Origin of the sequence: Chitinophaga eiseniae (genome assembly GCF_012641265.1) — a bacterium.
Classification (GTDB): domain Bacteria; phylum Bacteroidota; class Bacteroidia; order Chitinophagales; family Chitinophagaceae; genus Chitinophaga; species Chitinophaga eiseniae_A.
Genome location: NZ_JABAHZ010000003.1, coordinates 277,427 through 297,744 on the forward strand (window position 1 = coordinate 277,427; position 20,318 = coordinate 297,744).

Annotated in this window: 17 protein-coding genes; 6 read left to right on the top strand and 11 right to left on the bottom strand. The window is 47.4% G+C overall.

Going from position 1 to position 20,318, the window contains the following annotated elements; genetic code table 11:
• Window positions 1-20: 20 nt before the first annotated feature.
• The 4 genes from hutU to HGH91_RS14965 all read right to left on the bottom strand — a co-directional run bounded on the left by hutU (window position 21) and on the right by HGH91_RS14965 (window position 4,259).
• The gene (gene hutU / locus HGH91_RS14950; protein ID WP_168739436.1) at window positions 21-1,688 is read right to left on the bottom strand and encodes a urocanate hydratase; all 1,668 of its coding nucleotides are present in this window, start codon (window positions 1,686-1,688) and stop codon (window positions 21-23) included.
• Complete coding sequence (hutH, locus tag HGH91_RS14955; protein ID WP_168739438.1) at window positions 1,666-3,234, bottom strand: histidine ammonia-lyase; 1,569 nt, start codon at window positions 3,232-3,234, stop codon at window positions 1,666-1,668. Before hutH ends, hutU begins: the two co-directional genes overlap by 23 nt.
• A 29-nt stretch (window positions 3,235-3,263) precedes the next feature.
• Window positions 3,264-3,743 carry a MarR family winged helix-turn-helix transcriptional regulator gene (locus HGH91_RS14960; protein ID WP_145671450.1) on the bottom strand — a complete coding sequence of 160 codons (480 nt, stop codon included), beginning with the start codon at window positions 3,741-3,743 and terminating at the stop codon, window positions 3,264-3,266.
• A 114-nt stretch (window positions 3,744-3,857) separates the two neighbouring features.
• Window positions 3,858-4,259 carry an SET domain-containing protein gene (locus HGH91_RS14965; protein WP_168739440.1) on the bottom strand — a complete coding sequence of 134 codons (402 nt, stop codon included), beginning with the start codon at window positions 4,257-4,259 and terminating at the stop codon, window positions 3,858-3,860.
• 126 nt (window positions 4,260-4,385) lie between these two features.
• On the opposite strand from HGH91_RS14965, the gene HGH91_RS14970 reads away from it, so the two are divergent.
• Window positions 4,386-5,264, top strand: coding sequence for a bestrophin family protein (locus HGH91_RS14970; RefSeq protein ID WP_168739442.1), 879 nt, complete (start codon window positions 4,386-4,388; stop codon window positions 5,262-5,264).
• 58 nt (window positions 5,265-5,322) lie between these two features.
• A complete protein-coding gene (mgtE, locus tag HGH91_RS14975) occupies window positions 5,323-6,699 on the top strand; it encodes a magnesium transporter (RefSeq protein ID WP_168739444.1) in 1,377 nt (458 codons plus the stop codon).
• Window positions 6,700-6,742: 43 nt separating this feature from the next.
• Here the strand turns inward: mgtE and HGH91_RS14980 are convergent, their stop codons facing one another.
• A complete protein-coding gene (locus HGH91_RS14980) occupies window positions 6,743-7,276 on the bottom strand; it encodes a histidine phosphatase family protein (protein ID WP_168739446.1) in 534 nt (177 codons plus the stop codon).
• 102 nt (window positions 7,277-7,378) lie between these two features.
• Between HGH91_RS14980 and HGH91_RS14985 the strand changes: the two genes are divergently transcribed.
• From HGH91_RS14985 to HGH91_RS15000, 4 genes are all read left to right on the top strand, one after another.
• Window positions 7,379-9,745 carry a S9 family peptidase gene (locus tag HGH91_RS14985; RefSeq protein WP_168739448.1) on the top strand — a complete coding sequence of 789 codons (2,367 nt, stop codon included), beginning with the start codon at window positions 7,379-7,381 and terminating at the stop codon, window positions 9,743-9,745.
• 258 nt (window positions 9,746-10,003) lie between these two features.
• Window positions 10,004-11,839 (top strand): glutamine--fructose-6-phosphate transaminase (isomerizing), encoded by a 1,836-nt coding sequence (gene glmS, locus HGH91_RS14990; RefSeq protein WP_168739450.1) that lies wholly within the window; start codon window positions 10,004-10,006, stop codon window positions 11,837-11,839.
• A gap of 100 nt (window positions 11,840-11,939) precedes the next feature.
• Complete coding sequence (locus HGH91_RS14995) at window positions 11,940-14,141, top strand: DUF4954 family protein (RefSeq protein WP_168739452.1); 2,202 nt, start codon at window positions 11,940-11,942, stop codon at window positions 14,139-14,141.
• Window positions 14,129-14,707 (top strand): DNA-3-methyladenine glycosylase I, encoded by a 579-nt coding sequence (locus HGH91_RS15000; RefSeq protein ID WP_168739454.1) that lies wholly within the window; start codon window positions 14,129-14,131, stop codon window positions 14,705-14,707. The genes HGH91_RS14995 and HGH91_RS15000 overlap by 13 nt, the downstream gene beginning before the upstream one ends.
• A 54-nt stretch (window positions 14,708-14,761) precedes the next feature.
• Here HGH91_RS15000 and HGH91_RS15005 read toward each other — a convergent pair whose 3' ends face one another.
• From HGH91_RS15005 to HGH91_RS15030, 6 genes are all read right to left on the bottom strand, one after another.
• Window positions 14,762-15,376 (bottom strand): NADAR family protein, encoded by a 615-nt coding sequence (locus HGH91_RS15005; protein WP_168739456.1) that lies wholly within the window; start codon window positions 15,374-15,376, stop codon window positions 14,762-14,764.
• 222 nt (window positions 15,377-15,598) lie between these two features.
• Window positions 15,599-16,489: a helix-turn-helix domain-containing protein gene (locus HGH91_RS15010; protein ID WP_168739457.1), complete on the bottom strand. Its 891-nt coding sequence runs from the start codon at window positions 16,487-16,489 to the stop codon at window positions 15,599-15,601.
• Window positions 16,490-16,558: 69 nt separating this feature from the next.
• Window positions 16,559-16,891 (bottom strand): hypothetical protein, encoded by a 333-nt coding sequence (locus HGH91_RS15015; protein ID WP_168739460.1) that lies wholly within the window; start codon window positions 16,889-16,891, stop codon window positions 16,559-16,561.
• Between the two features lie 263 nt (window positions 16,892-17,154).
• Window positions 17,155-18,204: a cytochrome-c peroxidase gene (locus HGH91_RS15020; protein WP_168739462.1), complete on the bottom strand. Its 1,050-nt coding sequence runs from the start codon at window positions 18,202-18,204 to the stop codon at window positions 17,155-17,157.
• Between the two features lie 8 nt (window positions 18,205-18,212).
• Window positions 18,213-18,962: an MbnP family protein gene (locus HGH91_RS15025; RefSeq protein WP_168739464.1), complete on the bottom strand. Its 750-nt coding sequence runs from the start codon at window positions 18,960-18,962 to the stop codon at window positions 18,213-18,215.
• A 63-nt stretch (window positions 18,963-19,025) separates the two neighbouring features.
• The gene (locus tag HGH91_RS15030; protein ID WP_168739466.1) at window positions 19,026-20,264 is read right to left on the bottom strand and encodes a sugar MFS transporter; all 1,239 of its coding nucleotides are present in this window, start codon (window positions 20,262-20,264) and stop codon (window positions 19,026-19,028) included.
• Window positions 20,265-20,318 lie beyond the last annotated feature (54 nt).

Here is a 20,318-nt window from a genome sequence, read left to right on the forward strand (position 1 = left end):
CTTTCAGCTTTTTTGCTTTTTTAATAAATTTCAAACTTTCTTCCCCATTCCTGTGCTTTTTCATAACCGGCATCTGCGTGGCGGTAAATCCCCAGGGCTGGATCATTGAACAGTACGCGGCTCAGGCAGGCGGCAGCGCGATCTGTACCATCGGCCAGTACTACCATCCCGGCGTGCTGAGAATACCCCATGCCCACGCCGCCGCCGTGGTGGAAAGATACCCAGGTAGCGCCTCCGCCGGTATTGGCCATGAGGTTGAGTAATGTCCAGTCGCTCACAGCATCGGAGCCGTCAAGCATAGCTTCTGTTTCCCGGTTGGGGGATGCTACGGAGCCACAGTCGAGGTGATCGCGACCAATAACAATGGGCGCTTTCACTTTTCCTGTTCTTACCAGCTCATTAAAAATAAGGCCGGCCTTTTCGCGTTCACCCAGGCCCAGCCAGCAAATGCGGGCGGGAAGGCCCTGGAAGGCCACCTTTTCCTGGGCTTGTTTCAGCCAGTTGATCAGGTGGGTATTTTCAGGGAATGCTTCCATGAGTGCGCGATCGGTGGTATAAATATCTTCCGGGTCGCCGGAGAGGGCTACCCAGCGGAAAGGTCCTTTTCCTTCACAGAATAACGGACGGATATAAGCGGGCGTGAAGCCGGGGAAATTAAAGGCATTAGGCTCTCCTCCCTCCCTGGCAAACTCGCGCAGGTTGTTGCCATAGTCGAAAGTAATGGCGCCTTTCTGTTGTAATTGCAGCATAAAGCCAACGTGACGGGCCATGCTTTTCAGCGATAATTCGCGGTACCTGGCCGGGTCTTGTTTACGGAGTTCCAATGCAGCCGCCAATGTCATGCCATTGGGTATATAACCATTCAGCGGGTCATGGGCGGAAGTTTGGTCGGTAAGGATATCGGGGATGATATTGTCTTTCAGCATTCTTTCCAGCATATCACCAGCATCGCTTACCAGGCCGATGGAGAGCGCCTGTCCTTTGGCCTGGGCCTCTTTGGCCCATTGGATGGCTTCTTCATAGGAATACGTCATGCGATCAATATAGCGGGTATCCAGTCTTTTCTGGATACGGGTAGGATCGATGTCGGCACCGATGAACACCGCGCCCGCCATGGTAGCGGCGAGGGGCTGTGCGCCACCCATACCGCCAATGCCGGCAGTAACCAGTAGTTTACCGGACAGGCTGCCGTTGAAATGCTGACGGCCGCATTCCATAAAGGTCTCATAGGTACCTTGTAAGATGCCCTGGGTGCCAATATAGATCCAGCTACCCGCAGTCATTTGCCCATACATCATCAGGCCTTTGGCTCTTAACTCGTTGAAATGCTCCCAGGTAGCCCATTTGGGAACCAGGTTGCTGTTGGCCAGCATTACACGTGGGGCCTGCGGGTGGGTGCGTACAATACCTACTGGCTTCCCGGACTGCACCAACAGGGAGTGATTGTCGTCCAGTACCAGCAGGGATTCAATAATTTTCTGCAGGGCTTCGCGGTTGCGGGCTGCCTGGCCTATACCGCCGTATACCACCAGTTCATCGGGGTTTTCGGCAACTTCAGCATCCAGGTTATTGAGCAACATGCGCAAGGGCGCTTCTGTTTGCCAGGATCTGGCGTGCAGCTGCGTACCGCGGGGCGCCTTGTAATGCGGGTGGGCTGCGTAGGTCTTAATAAAGTCCAAACTGGTCATTGTAAACTCCGTTTAAGTTAAGTTGATGACTGGCGGCGGCTTCATTGGCTACGCGTACCAGCGATTGATTGGTGATGATATGATGGAGGGCGGCAATATCGTTAGCGAAGACGCGGTCCTTTGTGGCAAACGTTACCTGTTCGCGGGTATAGCGATGTACGGCTTCCAGTACAGGGCCTGATTTCAGTGGCCGGCGGAAATCCACTGCCTGTGCGGCATACAGCAGTTCTATGGCCAGTATGTATTCCAGGTTATCGATCACCTGGTTGAGTTTTCGTCCACTGATAGACCCCATGGATACATGATCTTCCTGGCCCAGGGAGGTGGGTACGCTATCGGCGCTGGCAGGGAAACAGAGCGTTTTGTTTTCTGTTACCAGGGCAGCGGTGGTGTATTGAGGAATCATGAAACCAGAGTTAAGTCCCGCGTCCTGGATCAGGAGTTTAGGCAGGCCATACCTTCCTTCGATCATCATATAACAGCGCCTGTCGGAGATATTGCCCAGTTCTGCAGCCGCCACGGTAGCGTAATCCAGGGGAAGGGCCATGGGTTGTCCGTGGAAGTTACCGCCGCTGATGGTATCTTCAGCGCTGAAGATAATCGGGTTATCGGTAACGGCATTGAGCTCTATGGTAGTAAGTTCCAGCAGATGCAGCCAGGCAGTGCGGGAGGCGCCATGTACCTGTGGCATACAACGCAGGGAGTAAGGGTCTTGTACGCGGCCACAATCTATATGCGATGACATAATTTCAGAATGGTCGAGTAATGTTTTTAAACGGTGTGCTACCAGCTGGTTACCGGGAAAGGGACGGATGGCATGTAAGCGGGAATCGAAAGGTTTGGCGGTGCCCATGAGTCCTTCGAGGGATAGGGCGCCAATGATATCGGCTGCTTCCAGCGCGTTGTGCAGGCGTTGTACCGCTTTTACTGCAAACGACAAGATGAACTGTGTGCCATTGATCAGTGCCAGTCCTTCTTTTGGGCCCAGTACAATGGGTTGTATGCCTTCCTGCTGCATCATGGCGGCGGTATCGGTTTTCTGTCCCTTGTACCATACGAGGCCAAGGCCGATCAGTGGAAGGAAGAGGTGCGATAATGGCGCCAGGTCACCGGAGGCGCCCACAGAGCCTTTTTCAGGCACCAGGGGTGTTACCTGGTGGTCGATATGCCAGATGATCCGTTCCAGGGTAGACAATGCCACACCTGAAAAGCCTTGTGCCAGTGCATGCACTTTGGTGATCAGCATGAGGCGGGCCACTTCTTCCGGGATAGGACTTCCTACGCCTACGCTATGGCTTTGCAGGATGTTGTACTGGAGGGCGCGGGTATCTTCTTCGGATATTTTGGTATCACAGAGCGGGCCGAAGCCGGTGTTGATACCGTATACCGTGGTATGTTGGGCCACGATGGTTTGTACATACCCGGAGCTGGTTTGTACACGGTTGATGACTTCCGGTATCAGTATCCCTTTCACTTTGCCGGCCGCAATGTCGATGGCGGTGGCAACGGTGAGCTGGTCAATACCATACTTAAAAATGTCACTCATATTAGGAAGATTTTCTGGTGTATGATGTATTAAAGTTGTTGTTTGATCCTTTCCGACAACGGTTTTTGCTGCACGGCCTGTTCAATTTGTGCAATAGCGGCCAATACCTGCTGGCTTTGTTTATTTTCCATGGCCAGTTCATTCATGGCGCTGGTAATGGCTTCCCAGATGGGTTGTATCTGGTGCAGCAGTTCTTCTCCTTTTTTAGAGAAGGCCACCAGTTGCCGGCGCCCATCCTCTTTGCAGGGAGTGGTTTTCAGCAGTCCTTTCTTTTTCAGGTTAGTCACCATCTGGCTGACGGCGGAATGGGATATTTCCAGCTGTTCGGAGATGTCGATCATGGGGATGGACTGTTGCTTCGACAACAGGTAGAATACCGGGAACCAGCTGGCGTCGAAGGCAATGCCTGCCTGTTCATATACTTTGTTTACTTCCATGAGGAAGTATTCGCTCAACCGGCGAAGCCGGCTGCCAAAGACGAGATAGCCTAGTGATGGATAGAATGACATATCTTACTATTTACATAAGCGCTTATATTATTCAATTTATATAAGCACTTATACAATATTACAAAAGAAATACGAAAAAAAGCCGCAGGCGGGTATTTTTTCGCATTTCTTTAATTACTTAGCCTTTTGTTTCTTTTTTACGTCGAACCAAAGCGGGGAGGTATCGGTGACATCGCCGTTATAGTTAATAAAAAGTTCTTCTCCTTTTTTGATTTCACGAAGGGTGATGATGCTCATGGTTTCTTCAGAAAAATCCATTTCATACTCACAGTTAGGGTGGTAGTCGTGGTTATAGATGGAGCAAAAGCCCAGTGCCACGCAGGATTTGGTTTCTTTGGGTCCCCAGAGAAAGATATAATTATGGAGCCTGGTCTGGTCCACAATGTCGGTATCGCTGTTAGAGAGAACAAGTACGGGGGATGTTTCTATTCTTGTTCCAGCCGGAATATTTTCGGTAGTATATACTCCTCTGCCTCTGCCCTTCGATTTATCAATGTACAAGTACGGCTTTATCATAGCGCTATTTCAGATAATAAGAAGACGTAAAGTAAAGTTAAACGAAGAAGTTATCAAAATCATGTTGAAAAAATTTAGGTTTGCGGCCCGGAAAATATTTTTTTTGTCTTTCATGAACCTGTATATATGATCAATTATAACCCAAAGGAGTGGTTTACGTTTATTTTCCGTATTCACAAAGCGGATACGGTGAGAAAGCTGTTTCCGATGTTTATAGCCCTGGCTGTTTATGCCACCATCATTGCCTGGTTGGAGTTGTCGGTATGGAAATTATCGGCCAACAGCGAGTTGAAGAACATATCCCTCATGCACGGTTTGCTGGGTTTTGTGATTTCGCTGCTGCTGGTATTCCGCACCAATACGGCATATGACCGTTGGTGGGAAGGTAGGCGGCAATGGGGCGCGCTGGTCAATTCCAGCCGTAACCTGGCGATGAAGCTACAGGCCATATTGCCGGCCGGCAATACCGAAGCCCGGCAGTTTTATAAAGTAATGATCCCCAATTTTGCCTACGGCCTCAAAAACCATTTGCGCAAAAGCTATGTAGCCGCCGAAATGGAAGCCCTGCCCGGCCAGGCAGCCTTCCTGGCGAATACAGACAAACATGTACCTAATCAACTGGCTTTACAGATCACCAGCAAAACCATGGAGTTATACCGTAGTGGCGACATCAGCGGCGATCAGCTGATTGTGATCAACAGTGAGTTACAGAACTTCACAGATGTATGCGGCGCCTGTGAGCGGATCAGGAATACCCCGATCCCCTTCTCCTACAGTGCATTTATTAAAAAATTTATATTCTTCTACGTGATGTCCATGCCATTTGGATATGTATTCAGCCTGGGCTACCTGATTGTGCCCATGATTGTATTCGTATTCTTTGTATTGGCCAGCCTGGAGCTGATCGCAGAAGAAATTGAGGACCCGTTTGGCTGGGATGCCAACGACCTGCCCCTGGATTCCATTTGCGGCAATATCCGGCTGCATGTATCAGAATTATTATAACGACTGTCCCGGCAGCGTGCTATTTTAACTTATTTTCGCAAATAGAGGCAATTTGTACATGGAAAATGAAGCTTTACTGGAAAAATTCCAGACACTGACAGATGAAAAGAATTACCGCGAGCTGTCAGTATACCTGGATGATCAGCTGATAACGGATATAGCCGAACTGATTCACGAAGATCCGGATGAAGCCGATGTGATTATCAATAACCTGTCGATCACCCGAGCGGCAGCGGCTTTCCGTATCCTGGATTTTCCCTTGCAGGAAGACGTGATCCGCACTTTATCGGCCGCTAAGATCGCAGAGCTGATGAATGAATTGCCGGCAGATGACCGCACCGCTTTCCTGGAAGAATTGCCTAGCGAGGCGGTAAAAGAACTGATTAAACTACTCGATCCCGAAGAAAGACGCATTACCCTGTCGCTGCTGGGCTACAAGGAAAACAGTGTGGGCCGTATTATGACGCCCGACTACATTGCCGTCAGGGAAGAGTGGACGGTAAAGCGCGTACTGGATTATATCCGGGAATATGGAAAAGACAGTGAAACGATCGATGTAATATATGTGATCGATGAAAAAGGTCATCTGCTGGATGACTTCCGGATCCGGGAATTCCTGCTGGTATCTACAGATACGGTAGTGCATACCCTGATGGACGACCGCTTTGTATCCCTGCATGCCAACGATGACCAGGAAGAAGCCATCCAGGTGTTCCGGATGGAAAACCGGGTAGCCTTGCCCGTAGCAGACGACCAGGGCATCCTGCTGGGCATTGTGACCATCGATGACATGCTGTGGATCGCCAACGAAGAACATACAGAAGATATCCAAAAGATTGGTGGTACCGAGGCCCTGGATGAGCCTTATCTCGATATGCCTTTGCTGAAACTGGTAAAAAAGCGTGTAGGCTGGCTGGTAGTATTATTTATCGGGGAGATGCTGACCGCTACCGCCATGGGATTTTTTGAAGACGAAATAGCCAAAGCGGTAGTGCTGGCACTGTTTGTACCCCTCATTATTTCCAGTGGAGGTAACAGCGGTTCCCAGGCTTCTACCCTGATTATACAGGCCATGGCCCTGGGTGAAATTACCGTAACCGACTGGTGGCGGGTGATGCGCAGGGAAATTCTCTCCGGCTTGTTACTGGGCGGTGTATTAGGCTGTATCGGCTTTATACGTATCCTGCTCTGGAATACCCTGTTCCATACTTATGGCGCTCATACAGTGCTAATTGGCGCTACGGTGGGCATTTCGCTGGTAGGCGTGGTATTATGGGGTACCCTTTCCGGATCGATGCTACCGCTCGTACTTAAAAAATGCGGGGCCGATCCGGCTACTTCCTCTGCCCCCTTTGTAGCTACGCTGGTAGACGTAACGGGATTATTGATTTACTTCTCTGTGGCTTATACCCTTATGAAGGGAATATTATTGTAAGCTTAAAGCCGAAAGCTTAAAGCTTAAAGCTTTCGGCTCTTTATCAAAAGCTGATCTCCTTCAGTGTTGTTTCCGCCTTACTCTTTCTGACGATAAATAATTTATCGTACTCCGTATCCCGGATAGAATCCCTGGCAGGACTTACTTTCAGGCTCCGCAGCAGGGGGATGATCGTGTGGGCATGTCCTACCACCAGGATACGTTTACCCCAGTCTTCATGCCGGGTTACCTGGTAAATAAAAGATTCCCCGCTTGTATCGGCCTGGTAAAAGCAGGTGTCGAGCTGCAGCCGTATACGCAGGCTGTCGGCCGTAGCCACCGCTCTTCTATAGGGCGTGGTATAAATTTTATTCAGCCCTGAATCCTTTAGCAGCCTGTACAAAGCACCTGCCCGGGCGTTGCCGGCAGCCGTGAGTACAGAGTCCGGCCCCGGGCATTCTTCTGCATGCCGTACAATATAAAAAGTGCCGGTTAAAAATGTGGTGTCTTCCGCTACCGGTATGGGTTGCCGCACCGGTTGTTTGGGCTGGCAGGCTATCAACAGCAAGAGGGAAAGCAATATTGGCATTATGCGCATAAAGCGGATTTAAAACAGATGACCGCAGTACGTCCATCCAAAACTTATGTCAATTTATGATTAAACTGTTACATTTATTCCCCAACAAATTAATGAACCACTATGAGATATTGGGTAATACCCGCCATTATTTTTTTATCAGCCAACAGCACCTTTGCCCAACAAGCCGGGCCGCTTACGGTAGAAAAGATTATGCGAGATCCGAAATGGATAGGAACTTCTCCTGATCATGTTTTCTGGGGTACCGACAACCAAACTGTGTACTTCGACTGGAACCCGGATAAACAGTTGAGCGACTCCCTGTACTATGCCAGCACAAAGAACAACACGCCCCGTAAAACCGGTGCCACCGAAAGAGCCCTCATCAAGGCCAGGGCCGCCGGCGCCTATAACACGGATAAAACTTTACTGGCCTATAGCTACCAGGGAGATATTTATTTACTGGAGATAAAAACCGGGAAGGTGACCCGTATTACCAGTACTGCCGCCACGGAAACCAGCCCTGTGTTCAGTTTTGGTGGTAAGCAGGTAGTATTCCAGCAAAACAACGACCTGTTTGCGTGGGACCGTACCGGCGGGTTGATCAGCCAGCTGACCAGCTTTGATAACGGCAATAAGCCTGTTGACCGCGACGAGCGCAAAGCGGGTAATGTGGAAGAACAAACGCTGAAAGCCCAGCAACTGGAGCTGATGCAGGTTGTACGCGACCGCAAGGCTAAGAAAGACGCTGCCATGGCCTTCAATAAAGCTTACGAGCCGGCAACGTTGCGCCGCCTGTACCTGCAAAACAAATCTCTTTATAATATCGGTATCAGTCCCGACGGGCGATTCATTACCTATACCTTGTATACAGCGCCTACCGGTGTACACAATACCATCGTTCCCGAATTCGTGACGGCCAGCGGCTATACCACCGATATCCCCACCCGCGATAAAGTGGGATCGCCCCAGGGCAGCTATGAAAGCTATGTATACGACCGGCAACGCGATACCGTGCTTCCGGTTAAAACTGATGACCTGCCGGGGATAAAAGATCAACCGGATTACGTAAAAGACTATACGAAAAAGGATACGCCCGCAGTCAGGGACGTACAGGTGAACGGTCCCTGGTGGTCCGACCAGGGCACCCATGCCATCGCAGAAGTGCGCTCCCAGGACAATAAAGATCGCTGGATGGTATTGCTGGATGCGGCCACCGGTACCCTGAAAACATTGAACCGGCAGCGGGATGAGGCCTGGATTGGTGGTCCTGGTATCGACTGGGGCAATGGCAACATTGGCTGGATAGACGAAAACACCGCCTGGTTCCAGTCGGAAACCACCGGCTATTCCCACCTGTACACCGTAAACGTGAACAACGGTGACGTGAAGCAACTGACCAGCGGACAATATGAGATACAGGACGCGCAGCTATCGCCCGATAAAAAGTATTTCTATCTCACCACCAACGAAGTACACCCGGGGGAAAAACAGTTTTACCGCATGCCCATTCAAGGCGGAAGGGCAGAAAGAATTACCACCTTGCCCGGCGCCAACGAGGTGCAGGTATCTCCGGATGGCAAGTGGTTAGCATTCCGGTATTCTTATTCCAACAAGCCCTGGGAGCTATACCTGCAGCCCAATAGCCCGGGTAGTCAACCTGTACAGGTAACCCGCCTGGGGCAATCGGACGAGTTCAAATCCTATCCCTGGCGCGATCCGCAGGTGATCACTTTTATGGCCCGCGATCAGCAACCGGTATATGCCCGCCTGTATACGCCCGATCCTGCCAAAAACAATGGAGCCGCGGTAATATTTGTACATGGCGCCGGCTACCTGCAAAATGCGCACAAATGGTGGAGCAACTATTTCCGGGAATATATGTTTCACAACCTGCTCACTGATAAAGGATACACCGTGCTGGACATGGACTACCGTGGCAGCGCGGGTTACGGCCGTAACTGGCGCACCGGTATTTACCGGCATATGGGCGGCAAAGACCTGGACGATGAAGTAGATGGTGCTAAATATCTGGCAGAAAAATTGCAGGTCGATGCGCGGCGTATCGGGATTTATGGAGGCAGCTATGGTGGCTTTATGACGCTCATGGCCATGTTTACCCAACCCGGCACCTTTGCAGCTGGTGCGGCATTGCGTTCTGTTACCGACTGGGCGCATTATAACCACGGTTATACCAGCAATATATTGAATGAACCATTTACAGACAGTATTGCGTATCGCCGTTCCTCTCCTATTTATTTCGCAGAGGGGTTGCAGGGTAAACTGCTGATGTGTCATGGTATGATAGATACTAATGTACATTTCCAGGATATCGTGCGCTTATCGCAACGATTGATAGAATTAGGTAAGAATAACTGGGAGCTGGCGGTATATCCGGTAGAAGATCACGGATTTATTACTCCCAGCAGCTGGACAGATGAATATAAAAGAATACTTTTGTTGTTTGAGAGTACGCTCTTAAAACCGTAGAGGCATTTTAATTTTTTTTATTTAGTTGTCTCTGTAAAAAATTAGCAAGGGAATACAGTGAATGATATGGCGAATGTTAAGGAATCTTAATTTTCTCCGGTACGTTCACCGTACTCCCTTTTTCATTTTACTTTAGGACTATCGTAGAATGCACGCAGACCATATCTTTAACTTAAACAATATTCACATTTCCTGATGTGATCTTAACAATTAATGCGATATTGCAATGATAAACCTTAGCACAAATCCAAAAACCTTATGTGTGGAATAGTAGCTTATATCGGGCAGCGAGAAGCCTATCCGGTAGTATTAAAAGGCCTCAAAAGACTGGAATACCGCGGCTATGACAGCGCGGGGGTAGCCCTCATTAATGGCAGCCTGCAGGTATACAAAAGAAAAGATAAAGTGGCCGCCCTGGAAGAATTCGTGGCGGGCAAAGATATGCACAGCCATATCGCTATCGGGCATACCCGTTGGGCCACCCATGGAGAGCCCTGCGACCGGAATGCCCACCCACATTTATCCGGTGATGGTAAACTGGCCATGATCCACAATGGCATCATCGAAAACTATGTGCAGTTAAAACAGGAACTGATCAAACAGGGACATACGTTTCTCAGCGATACCGACACAGAAGTTTTGCTCCACTTCATTGAAGAGATTAAAAAACAAAACCAGTGTTCACTCGAAGAAGCCCTGCGCATTGCTTTGAAAAGAGTGGTAGGCGCTTACGTGATCGTATTGATCGATGAAGATAATCCGGATACCCTGATTGCCGCCCGTAAAGGAAGCCCGCTGGTTATTGGCGTGGGAAAAGGAGAACATTTCCTGGCATCAGATGCTTCTCCCATTATCGAGTATACGAAAGAAGTAGTATATGTGAATGACTATGAAATAGCGATCATCAAAGCCGATGAGCTGATCCTGAAAAATATTTCCAATGAACGGCAAACACCTTACATACAGCAACTGGACATAGAGCTGGCCGCTATTGAAAAAGGCGGTTATGATCATTTCATGCTGAAAGAAATATTTGAACAGCCGCAAACAATCTTCGATAGTTTACGCGGACGTCTCGATGCCAAAAACGGTACACTCACCATGGGAGGTATGCGCGAGTATGCCGATGTGCTCAGCAATGCCAAACGCATTATCATCGTGGCCTGTGGTACCTCCTGGCACGCCGGGCTGGTAGCTGAGTATATGATTGAAGAGCTGTGCCGTATCCCGGTGGAAGTCGAATATGCGTCGGAGTTCCGTTACCGTAACCCGGTAGTAGGCGAAGGCGATGTAATCATTGCCGTATCACAATCCGGCGAAACTGCCGACACCCTGGTAGCCATAGAAAGCGCTAAAGAAAAAGGCGCTATCATCCTGGGCGTATGTAATGTGGTAGGTTCTTCCATCGCCCGTTTATCACATGCCGGCGCCTATACACATGCAGGCCCTGAAATTGGCGTAGCCAGCACCAAAGCCTTTACCGCCCAGCTGGCCGTACTTTGCCTGGTAGGCCTGAAACTGGCGGCTGACAAAGGCACCATCACGCTTCAGCGTTTTCAACACCTGCTGGACGAACTGGATCAGATCCCGGAAAAAGTGGCCGTGGCACTGAAACTGGACGACCAGGTGAAACAGATAGCCGATAAGTATAAAGATGCCCGCGACTTCCTTTACCTGGGACGTGGATACAATTTCCCGGTAGCCCTGGAAGGTGCCCTCAAACTGAAAGAAATTTCTTACATCCACGCGGAAGGATACCCTGCAGCAGAAATGAAGCATGGTCCTATAGCCCTGGTAGATGAACAGCTGCCGGTAGTAATAGTTGCTACCAAAGACAGCTACTACGAAAAAGTAGTGTCGAACATCCAGGAAATAAAAGCACGCAAAGGCAAGGTGATCGCTGTAGTTACCGAAGGCGACCAAACCATTCCGCCTATGGCAGATGATGTGATCTTTGTGCCTGCTGCCGATGAAATGGTAGCCCCTATCATTTCTGTAATACCATTACAATTACTGGCTTATCATATAGGCGTATTAAAAGGACTGGACGTTGATAAACCCAGGAACCTTGCAAAATCCGTGACAGTAGAATAACTGCTGCTGATCATTGCTGGCCGTCTTTCAACATATCCATTTTCACCGGGTATGTTGGAAGCGGACAGTCAATGGCCACCAGCTCTTAAAAGTTATATCCATGAATAACATCCAGAAAAAACCCCTTTCCGAACTGGGGTATAATTTTATTGAAACCACGTTGCCAAAAGGCAAAGACGAATATTATTTACGTAACGAGCAATGGAGCCGGAAAGACCAGTACCGTAAGCTGACCGCTTATGAAGTAGAAGCACTGGTACGTAACGACAACACTTCAGACGACTGGAACATCATATTTGTTTCCGATGAATTTAACCCGCAACTGGTACAACATTGCCATTTCTTTGGCATGGTACGTATCGGTAAGCTGGAGCCTTACTACCTGGAGTTTCATAACCTCCGCATGCCGGTAGGACTGTACAACAGCACCATCTGCGCCTGCGATTTTGGCGACAACGTGGTAGTACATAACGTCAACTATCTTTCGCATTATATACTGGGCAACGAAGTTATTGTAGCCAATGTAAATGAAATGGCTACCACCGACTATGCCAAATTCGGGAATGGTATTTTGAAAGAAGGGGAAAATGAAAATGGTCGCATCTGGATGGAGCTCTGCAACGAAAATGGCGGAAGAAGCGTGATGCCTTTCGATGGCATGCTGCCCGGAGATGCTTACCTGTGGACCCGCTACCGTGACGATGATGCCTTGCAACAGCAGTTTAAAAACTTTACCGAAAAGCAATTCGATAAAAAGCGAGGTTATTACGGCATGGTAGGAGATCGTACCGTGATCAAGAATTGTAAGATGATCAAAGACGTGACCATTGGTACGGATGCCTACCTGAAAGGAGCCAACAAGTTAAAAAATCTCACTATCAACAGCAGCGCCGACGCCTCCTCCCAGATAGGAGAAGGCTGCGAAATGGTAAACGGTGTGGTAGGCTATGGATGCCGTGTATTCTACGGCGTTAAGGCCGTTCGCTTTGTGATGGCCTCCCATTCCCAGCTCAAGTATGGCGCACGGCTGATCAACTCCTACCTTGGTAACAATGCCACTATTTCCTGCTGCGAAGTACTGAACTCATTGATTTTCCCGGCACACGAACAACACCATAATAACTCGTTCCTTTGCGCGGCGCTGATCATGGGGCAAAGCAATATGGCAGCCGGCGCCACCATTGGCTCCAACCATAACTCCCGCGGGGCTGACGGCGAAATCATTGCCGGCAGGGGATTCTGGCCGGGACTCTGTGTGAGCCTGAAACACAACTCTAAATTTGCCACCTTCACACTGATCTCCAAAGGCAATTATATGTCTGAACTGAATATCCCCATTCCGTTCAGCCTGGTGGTAAATGACGAACATGATAACCGGCTCAAAATAATCCCTGGTTATTGGTTTCTCCATAACATGTATGCCATTGCCCGCAATTCCTGGAAGTATGTAGACCGTGACAAACGTACCGATAAAGTGCAACTCATTGAATACGATTACCTGGCACCCGACTCCGTAGAGGAAATGTTCCAGGCGTTAGCGATCATGGAAATAGCTACCGGGAAGGCCTGGTATGCCCTCCCGGAAAATGCACCTAAAAAGGAACTAACGGAAAAGGATATACGTAAAAAAGGGAAAGAGCTATTACTGCACCACCAGGAAGAAGTATCCAGGCTGCATATCCTCACTACCGGCTTTGAGAACAGTTCCCGTGAAGTACAGCTGCTCAAGGTACACCGCGCTTACCTGGTATTCCGGGAGATGATTGTACTCTACGGTATCAAAAATATCCTGGCAGCCAACAAGCCGTCCTTCCTGGCTTTACAGGCAGTTGCTAAAACCGCGAAACGGGGCGAATGGTTGAATATCGGTGGACAATTGATGAAAGCTGATACCGTGACCCTGCTCAAATCGAAGATCAAGAAGAATAAAATCAGCAGCTGGCCACAGTTACATACCGCGTATGAAGAAATAGGCAACGACTATGCCGCCGATAAGCTGCAACATGCTATCGCCGCCCTGCTGGACATCAAAGAAGTATCACTGAAAGATTTAACGCCCGCCCTGCTGGCAGAGTGGATGAATGAAACCTCCCGCACCATGGAGTGGATCACGATACAAATAAAACGCTCCCGCGAAAAAGATTACAAAAATCCTTTCCGCCGCCTTGCCTACGAAAGTGAAAACGAAATGAATGCAGTAGTGGGCAGCCTGGAAAATAATAGCTTCATTAATCAAACTATTACCGACCTTGAGTCCTATAAAGAAAAAGTACATCAAATTATAGGAGAATGGGAACTGTAGAAAAAATACGCTGCGGTTGGGCAGGTAAAGACAAGCTTTACCAGGACTACCACGACCAGGAATGGGGCACTCCCAATCATGACGACACCCACCTGTTCGAGATGCTTTGCCTGGAAGGGGCCCAGGCGGGACTTAGCTGGTACACCGTGCTCACCAAAAGAGAAAACTACCGCAAAGCATTCAGTAACTGGGATGCTAAAAAAATAGCGAAGTACGACGAAAAAAAGGTGGAGCAACTTATGCTCAATGAGGGCATCATCCGCAATCGCCTTAAAATAAACTCCGTTATTGGCAACGCAAAAGCTTTTCTCGCTATTCAAAAAGAATTCGGCAGTTTTGATCAGTATATCTGGTCATTTGTCAACCACCAGCCCATTCACAACCACGTTAAAACCATGGCGGAAGTACCTGCCAAAACAGCAATCTCCGATGCCATGAGCAAGGACCTGTTGAAACGGGGTTTTAAGTTTGTAGGCTCTACTATTTGCTATGCGTACATGCAGGCAGTAGGAATGGTGGATGATCATGTAGCGGATTGCTGGAGGAGCGGGAAGGGGAAAAAGTAAACGCTATATTACAAAGGGCCCGCTGATAATATCAGTGGGCCCTTTGTAATATAATCAGTGGTGATCTAACAAGGCTTTTGACAAAGTATATTCTTCATCAAACGAATCATTGCAAACAAGGCCTATGTCATATCCATACAGCAGGAATGCTGTTACGGAAAGGGGATCAACGCAAGCCTGATAACTGTTTGTTTTAACGTCCTTGTCTCTGACATCCATTAATAACCTTCCTAATGCATTAATTCCCAAAAGACTATTTCCAGCCAGAGTGGCCCCCCAAAAGGTATCTTTATAAGATAACTCCACGATAGGCTTATTATCTGTCTGCAGCAATAACTGAGAAAATGTATCCCAGTTCTGGGATAATTTCACCTCTAAAATCCAGCGCATTACTTGAACCCTGATACTTTTCCAATCTGTCCGGGCAAAATGATTGTTCTTCCTGCTTATTATCTTAGCAGTTACTGGACTAAGTTCAGAAATGATAGCCTCCTGGATGTTTGGAAAATCAGGGAACTTACAGGCCTGATATAGGTGTTCTGCAGATGGGATAATTACCCCGTTAATATTCAAGCTATAACCGGCGGCCATATTAGAAAGACCACCATACGTGTCGGTAGTTTTACAAAAAACAATGACTTCGTTTCTGTTATATTTTCTTGTTTGCATGAGTTTTTACCTTTAATGATGGATTATAAACCATTAATATTAAAACAGATCGTGTCATTGAATATATTTCAAAATCTCAATCCAGCACATATTATAAAAGGGAATACTGGTCTTGCCAATATTCCCTTAAAAAAATTTAATTACTATCGTTTCAATATTGATTAACTGCGATTTAATTTATGTCACTTTCCAGGTGAATTGACTTTAGCATTAAATGCTCCTCTACTTTGATTTCTGCTGTTTATTCACTGTATGTTTGTCTTTCCCCGCTTTGAGATCTGTTTTAGAAATGGCTTCCTTGGTACCAATACCGCTACTTATAACCAATGATCTTTGGGTAATAGATGGGTTGTCATCAATAAACTCAACCAGCACTATATCATAATTTTCGCCCTTCACTTTAGATGAGTCCCCGAGTAGATGACAGCCCTTCCAAAGCCAGGTTACATCTCCGTTTATTAAAGACCCTGGGCTTCTTTTTTTTACCGGGTTGCGCATAGTTTTTGCCTCGCTCAGCATTAGTGTTATCTTTCCCGTTGCTTTAGTCCCTTTTTCTCCACAAGCAATCAGGATATCCTGATATGCCGGATTTGCAGCTTTCTTTTTAATTAATTTTTCTGGTGTTATTTCACTAAATGCATTGATATTTTCCATTGATTTTATCATAAAATAAAACATTGCCTTTACTGGCTGGCTCATCACTCTTTTATCATTCAGCCATGCTGATAAATTAGTTTTATCAATACCTGTTAATTTCTCAATATCCTTAATTTTCAGCCCTTTTTCCTCCATATATTTCCTGATATCTTCAGTACTTAGTTCGTCTACTTCTGGATGTGAGTACGGTATCGCCTGGACATGTATTTTATAATCAGGAATATATCGGCTAAATAAGTCTTTTGTTAATGTGATTAATTTTTGTAAGTCTGCATAATTCTCAGATAAACTTTTTGCCTGAGTAGTTTGTACCGTTATTATTTTATCCTCGTTGTCGACCTTTAATATTTTAAATTCGATACTGGAGAATCGGCGATGTTGTAATGCGCCGTATTCTAGTTTCTTAATTGATTCTGCATCGAGGAAATCAATTTTATGTGAATTCTTAATTTCCATACACTATAGTTTTTAGATTTTTAGATATATAAAATAAAAAGCAGGGGAGAAATATCCCCCTGCTGCTTTTTACAACATTTTTAGTTCGTTGTTCCCAATGTTATAGATAGCAATTTGTTCATTGGCTATTCCAGCCGCTGTTGCTTCTGCTTCATTGTCGAACACCATTACCGCATCCCAGTAAAAAGTTCCATCATCGTTCCAATAACCAACAATACCTGTGGTAGCTGTCGCATATTTTAGAACTCTTTCCAAACCTTCATCGCCAAAACTATTTTGTGTTTCAATTTTAGCGACTACCCAACCTCTTTTCACTGGCTCCAGGCTGGGTACATACACCGTGAATCCCTTGGGATTCTCTTCTGCTAAGCACTTTAGCGCTACCAAAATGTTTGTTGTCATTAGACAGCTGCCACTTATATTCCGTAGGCCCGGTTCTTGTCGTTCAAAGAACTTACACGAAGGTACAAAAAGTTTGTAATAAACAAACTTTTTGTAAAATCGAAAATATATTAAGTATAATAATACGTCACATAAAACAGCCAGAAGTTGCTGCGATATTGGTAAAGACCACTAAGATGACTCCCCGCTAATTCATGGGATTAAGCTCCCGACAATTGTATTGCTATATAGATTGTTTGTTACAGTGTCAACAAATGTATTTCTCAATTAATCAACACCTCACTCAATTCCTTATTATTCAAAAACGTATAATCCGTCAGTGTATTCAGGAAAAAGTAAAGCTGCCTTTTTTCCCGGTCGGAAAGTGGGATACCTGATTTCACCAGGGGATCGGTGGTGGGTGTTACTTTTATACCATGGTCGTAGAAGTCAAATACCTGGAAAATATCGAAGAAACGGCCGTCGTGCATATAAGGGGCGCTTTTGAGAATATTGCGCAGGGAAGGCACCTTAAAACGAAGATTATCGTCGGTATTACCGGTAATTTTCATGCGACCTACATCGTTCAGGGCGGGCAGATAGGGAAGGCCGTTGCTGCGATAGGTTAGATCGGTAAACAGTGGTTCCTTATGACAGGCGGCGCACTTCTCCTGGAATACGCTATAGCCGGCCTTTTCCTCCTCTGAAAAGGTGGCTCCCGGCAGATGTTGCATAACGCTGTCGTATTTGGAATTGGCAGATACCATGGTGGCAATAAACTGTGTAAATGCCTTGAACATACGCTCGCTCGTGATTTCGGGAGAACCGAAGGCAGCTTTAAACATTTTGCGGTATTGGGGATCTGCCTGCATTTTCTGCAACAACTCCTTCAGGTCCATGGCCATTTCGTTACGATCTGTGAGTGGAGTAAGCGGTTGTATTTCGAGGTGATTTACACCACCATCCCACATGAAGGCTTTTTGCCAAATCATGTTGAATAGCGTGGGTACAGAGCGGGTTCCCTGCTGGCCGGCCACACCATGAGCCAGCGCATGATCAAAATGCCCGAATGCAGCAAACTGCTGGTGACAAAAGCCACAGGATACGGTGCTATCTTTCGACAGGCGGTAATCATAAAACATAAAACGGCCCAGCGCTACGCCGGGTTTGGTAAGCGGATTGCGGGGGAAGTCGTATACCGGCCGGGGAAAGTGTGGAGGCAGTTGCAGGAAGTAAGGCGCAGGCTCGCCGCGGTGACGCTTTCTGGCTCCCGCCTGCACCAGCGCCAGCCAGGCGCAAAACGCTGCTATAATATATATCGCTTTATGCTTCATGTATGTTGTTAGTCGGATATACCGGTCACCCGGAACATATGCTGGTAATTACGGGCTACCTTACGCGCATTCACGCCAGGCGCCATGATGACCGCCACCTGTTTAAAGCTCACGGTATCTGGTAAAAACCATTTGGCTACATCAGCGCTGAGTTGCACCTCTGGCTGTTTTCCAGCGGATATGGTTAATGGCTGCGGGAAGGGAAGCTCCACATATTTCAATACCTGGTTGGCTGCTTTATAGCCACCGGTATGAAACAGGAATTCCTGTGTGGGAGAAGTTATTACCGGGGAATGTCCTTCCATCTGCGCCATAATATACCCGCTGTTCCAGGTCCAGAACATGCCAGATTCTACTGCCAATGCGCCGGATTGCACGCCGCTTACATTGCGGATACTGTCGACGCCAATGAGAAAACGAATGCTTTTATATTGTCCGGCGGGTACGTTATCTAACCGTATTATCTTAGAACTGTCGATAGCATCATCTACCAGGAAATAAGATACGGGCAAAGTACTTCTTTTACCATCTGCTGTTTCCAGGGAAAAATTACTGAGAAAATAACGGAAACGGCTAATCGTAAAAGGCTCGCCGGAAGGATTGGTATAAGTTACCTGGTTTCTTACCAGCGGCTGTGCGCCCATGATATGCGTGATATGCAGCTGCAGGGACGGGTTGCCGTTGCCGGGAGCGCCGGCAAACAGGATGGTTACCAGCAGGAACCAGCCAGCATAGGCAAAAAAAATCCGCAAAATCATGGTGTCCTCTTTTACAGGAAGTTACATGATTTTGCGGATTATATATGAAAAAGAAATAACTGGTTATACCCTCTTATATCCTCTCCAACCGTATAAGAACACGATGAAAAAGCAGATAGTAGGAATACCGTAGGAAATAGCCAGTGACTGCCATTCGGTAACAATCCCCATTATATAAGGTACAGAAGCACCTCCCACGATAGACATTACCTGGAAGGAAGCACCCCGCTTAGTATTTTTTCCCAGGTCTTTTACGCCCAGCGCAAAAATAGTGGGGAACATGATAGACATGAAGAAGAAAACGGCGATCAGTGCGTACACAGAAGGCGCACCGCTACCTGTCATCACAAACGCGCATAAGCACATATTTACAAACGCATAAACAGCCAGCAGCACGTTAGGCGCAATGGTACGCATCAGTGCGGTGCCTACAAAACGGCCGCCCATAAACAATGCCATGCCCACGGCCAGCAGGTAGGAAGCCTTTTCGGTGGAAATACCATGCCAGTAAGTAGTAACGTAGTTAATAAACAGCGCTCCTACTCCCACCTGTGCCGCCACGTAAAAAAACTGTGCTACTACGCCCAGCACGAAGTGCCGGTGTGCAAAAAGCGGGCGGGTGTCTTCCATTACTTCTTTTCCTTCCTGTTCTGCCTCTTTGATTTCCGGTAACGGCGTTCTGTAGAAGAAGCCTGCAATCAGCAATACAATGATGCCGATAGCGATATAAGTCAACTGTACAGTAGTCAGGTCGCCATTGCCTGCGCCAAAGAATAATTTACCACCGATAATAGGCCCCAGGAAAGATCCCAGTCCATTGAAGCATTGTGATAAATTGAGTCGTTGTTCAGATGTTTCCGTTGCACCTAATACGGTTACATAAGGATTGGCAGCGGTTTCCAGGCAGGCTAACCCGCAAGCCAGGATAAATAATGCCGCCAGGAAAAAGTCGAAGTTCAATGCGCTGGCAGCCGGATAAAACAAGAAAGCACCGATAGCATATAACATCAGCCCCAGGATAATGCCTTTCTTGTATCCGAATTTATTCATAAACATCCCTGCGGGCAATGCCATCAGGAAATAAGCACCAAAATAAGCACCCTGTAATAAGGTAGAACGCTTGGTGGTAATGTTCAATACTTCCTGGAAATGCTTATTCAGCACATCTAACAGACCATAGGCCAGTCCCCACAGGAAAAACAGGCTGGTCACCAGTATAAACGGGAACAGGTAGCTACCCGGCTTTGCGCCGGTATCTTTGGTACTGGTATAGGTGGAATTACTTACTGCGCCTCCGGCCATAACGAAGAATTTAATGATTCAGGTAAAATGTATAATGATAACGGTTGTTGGCTC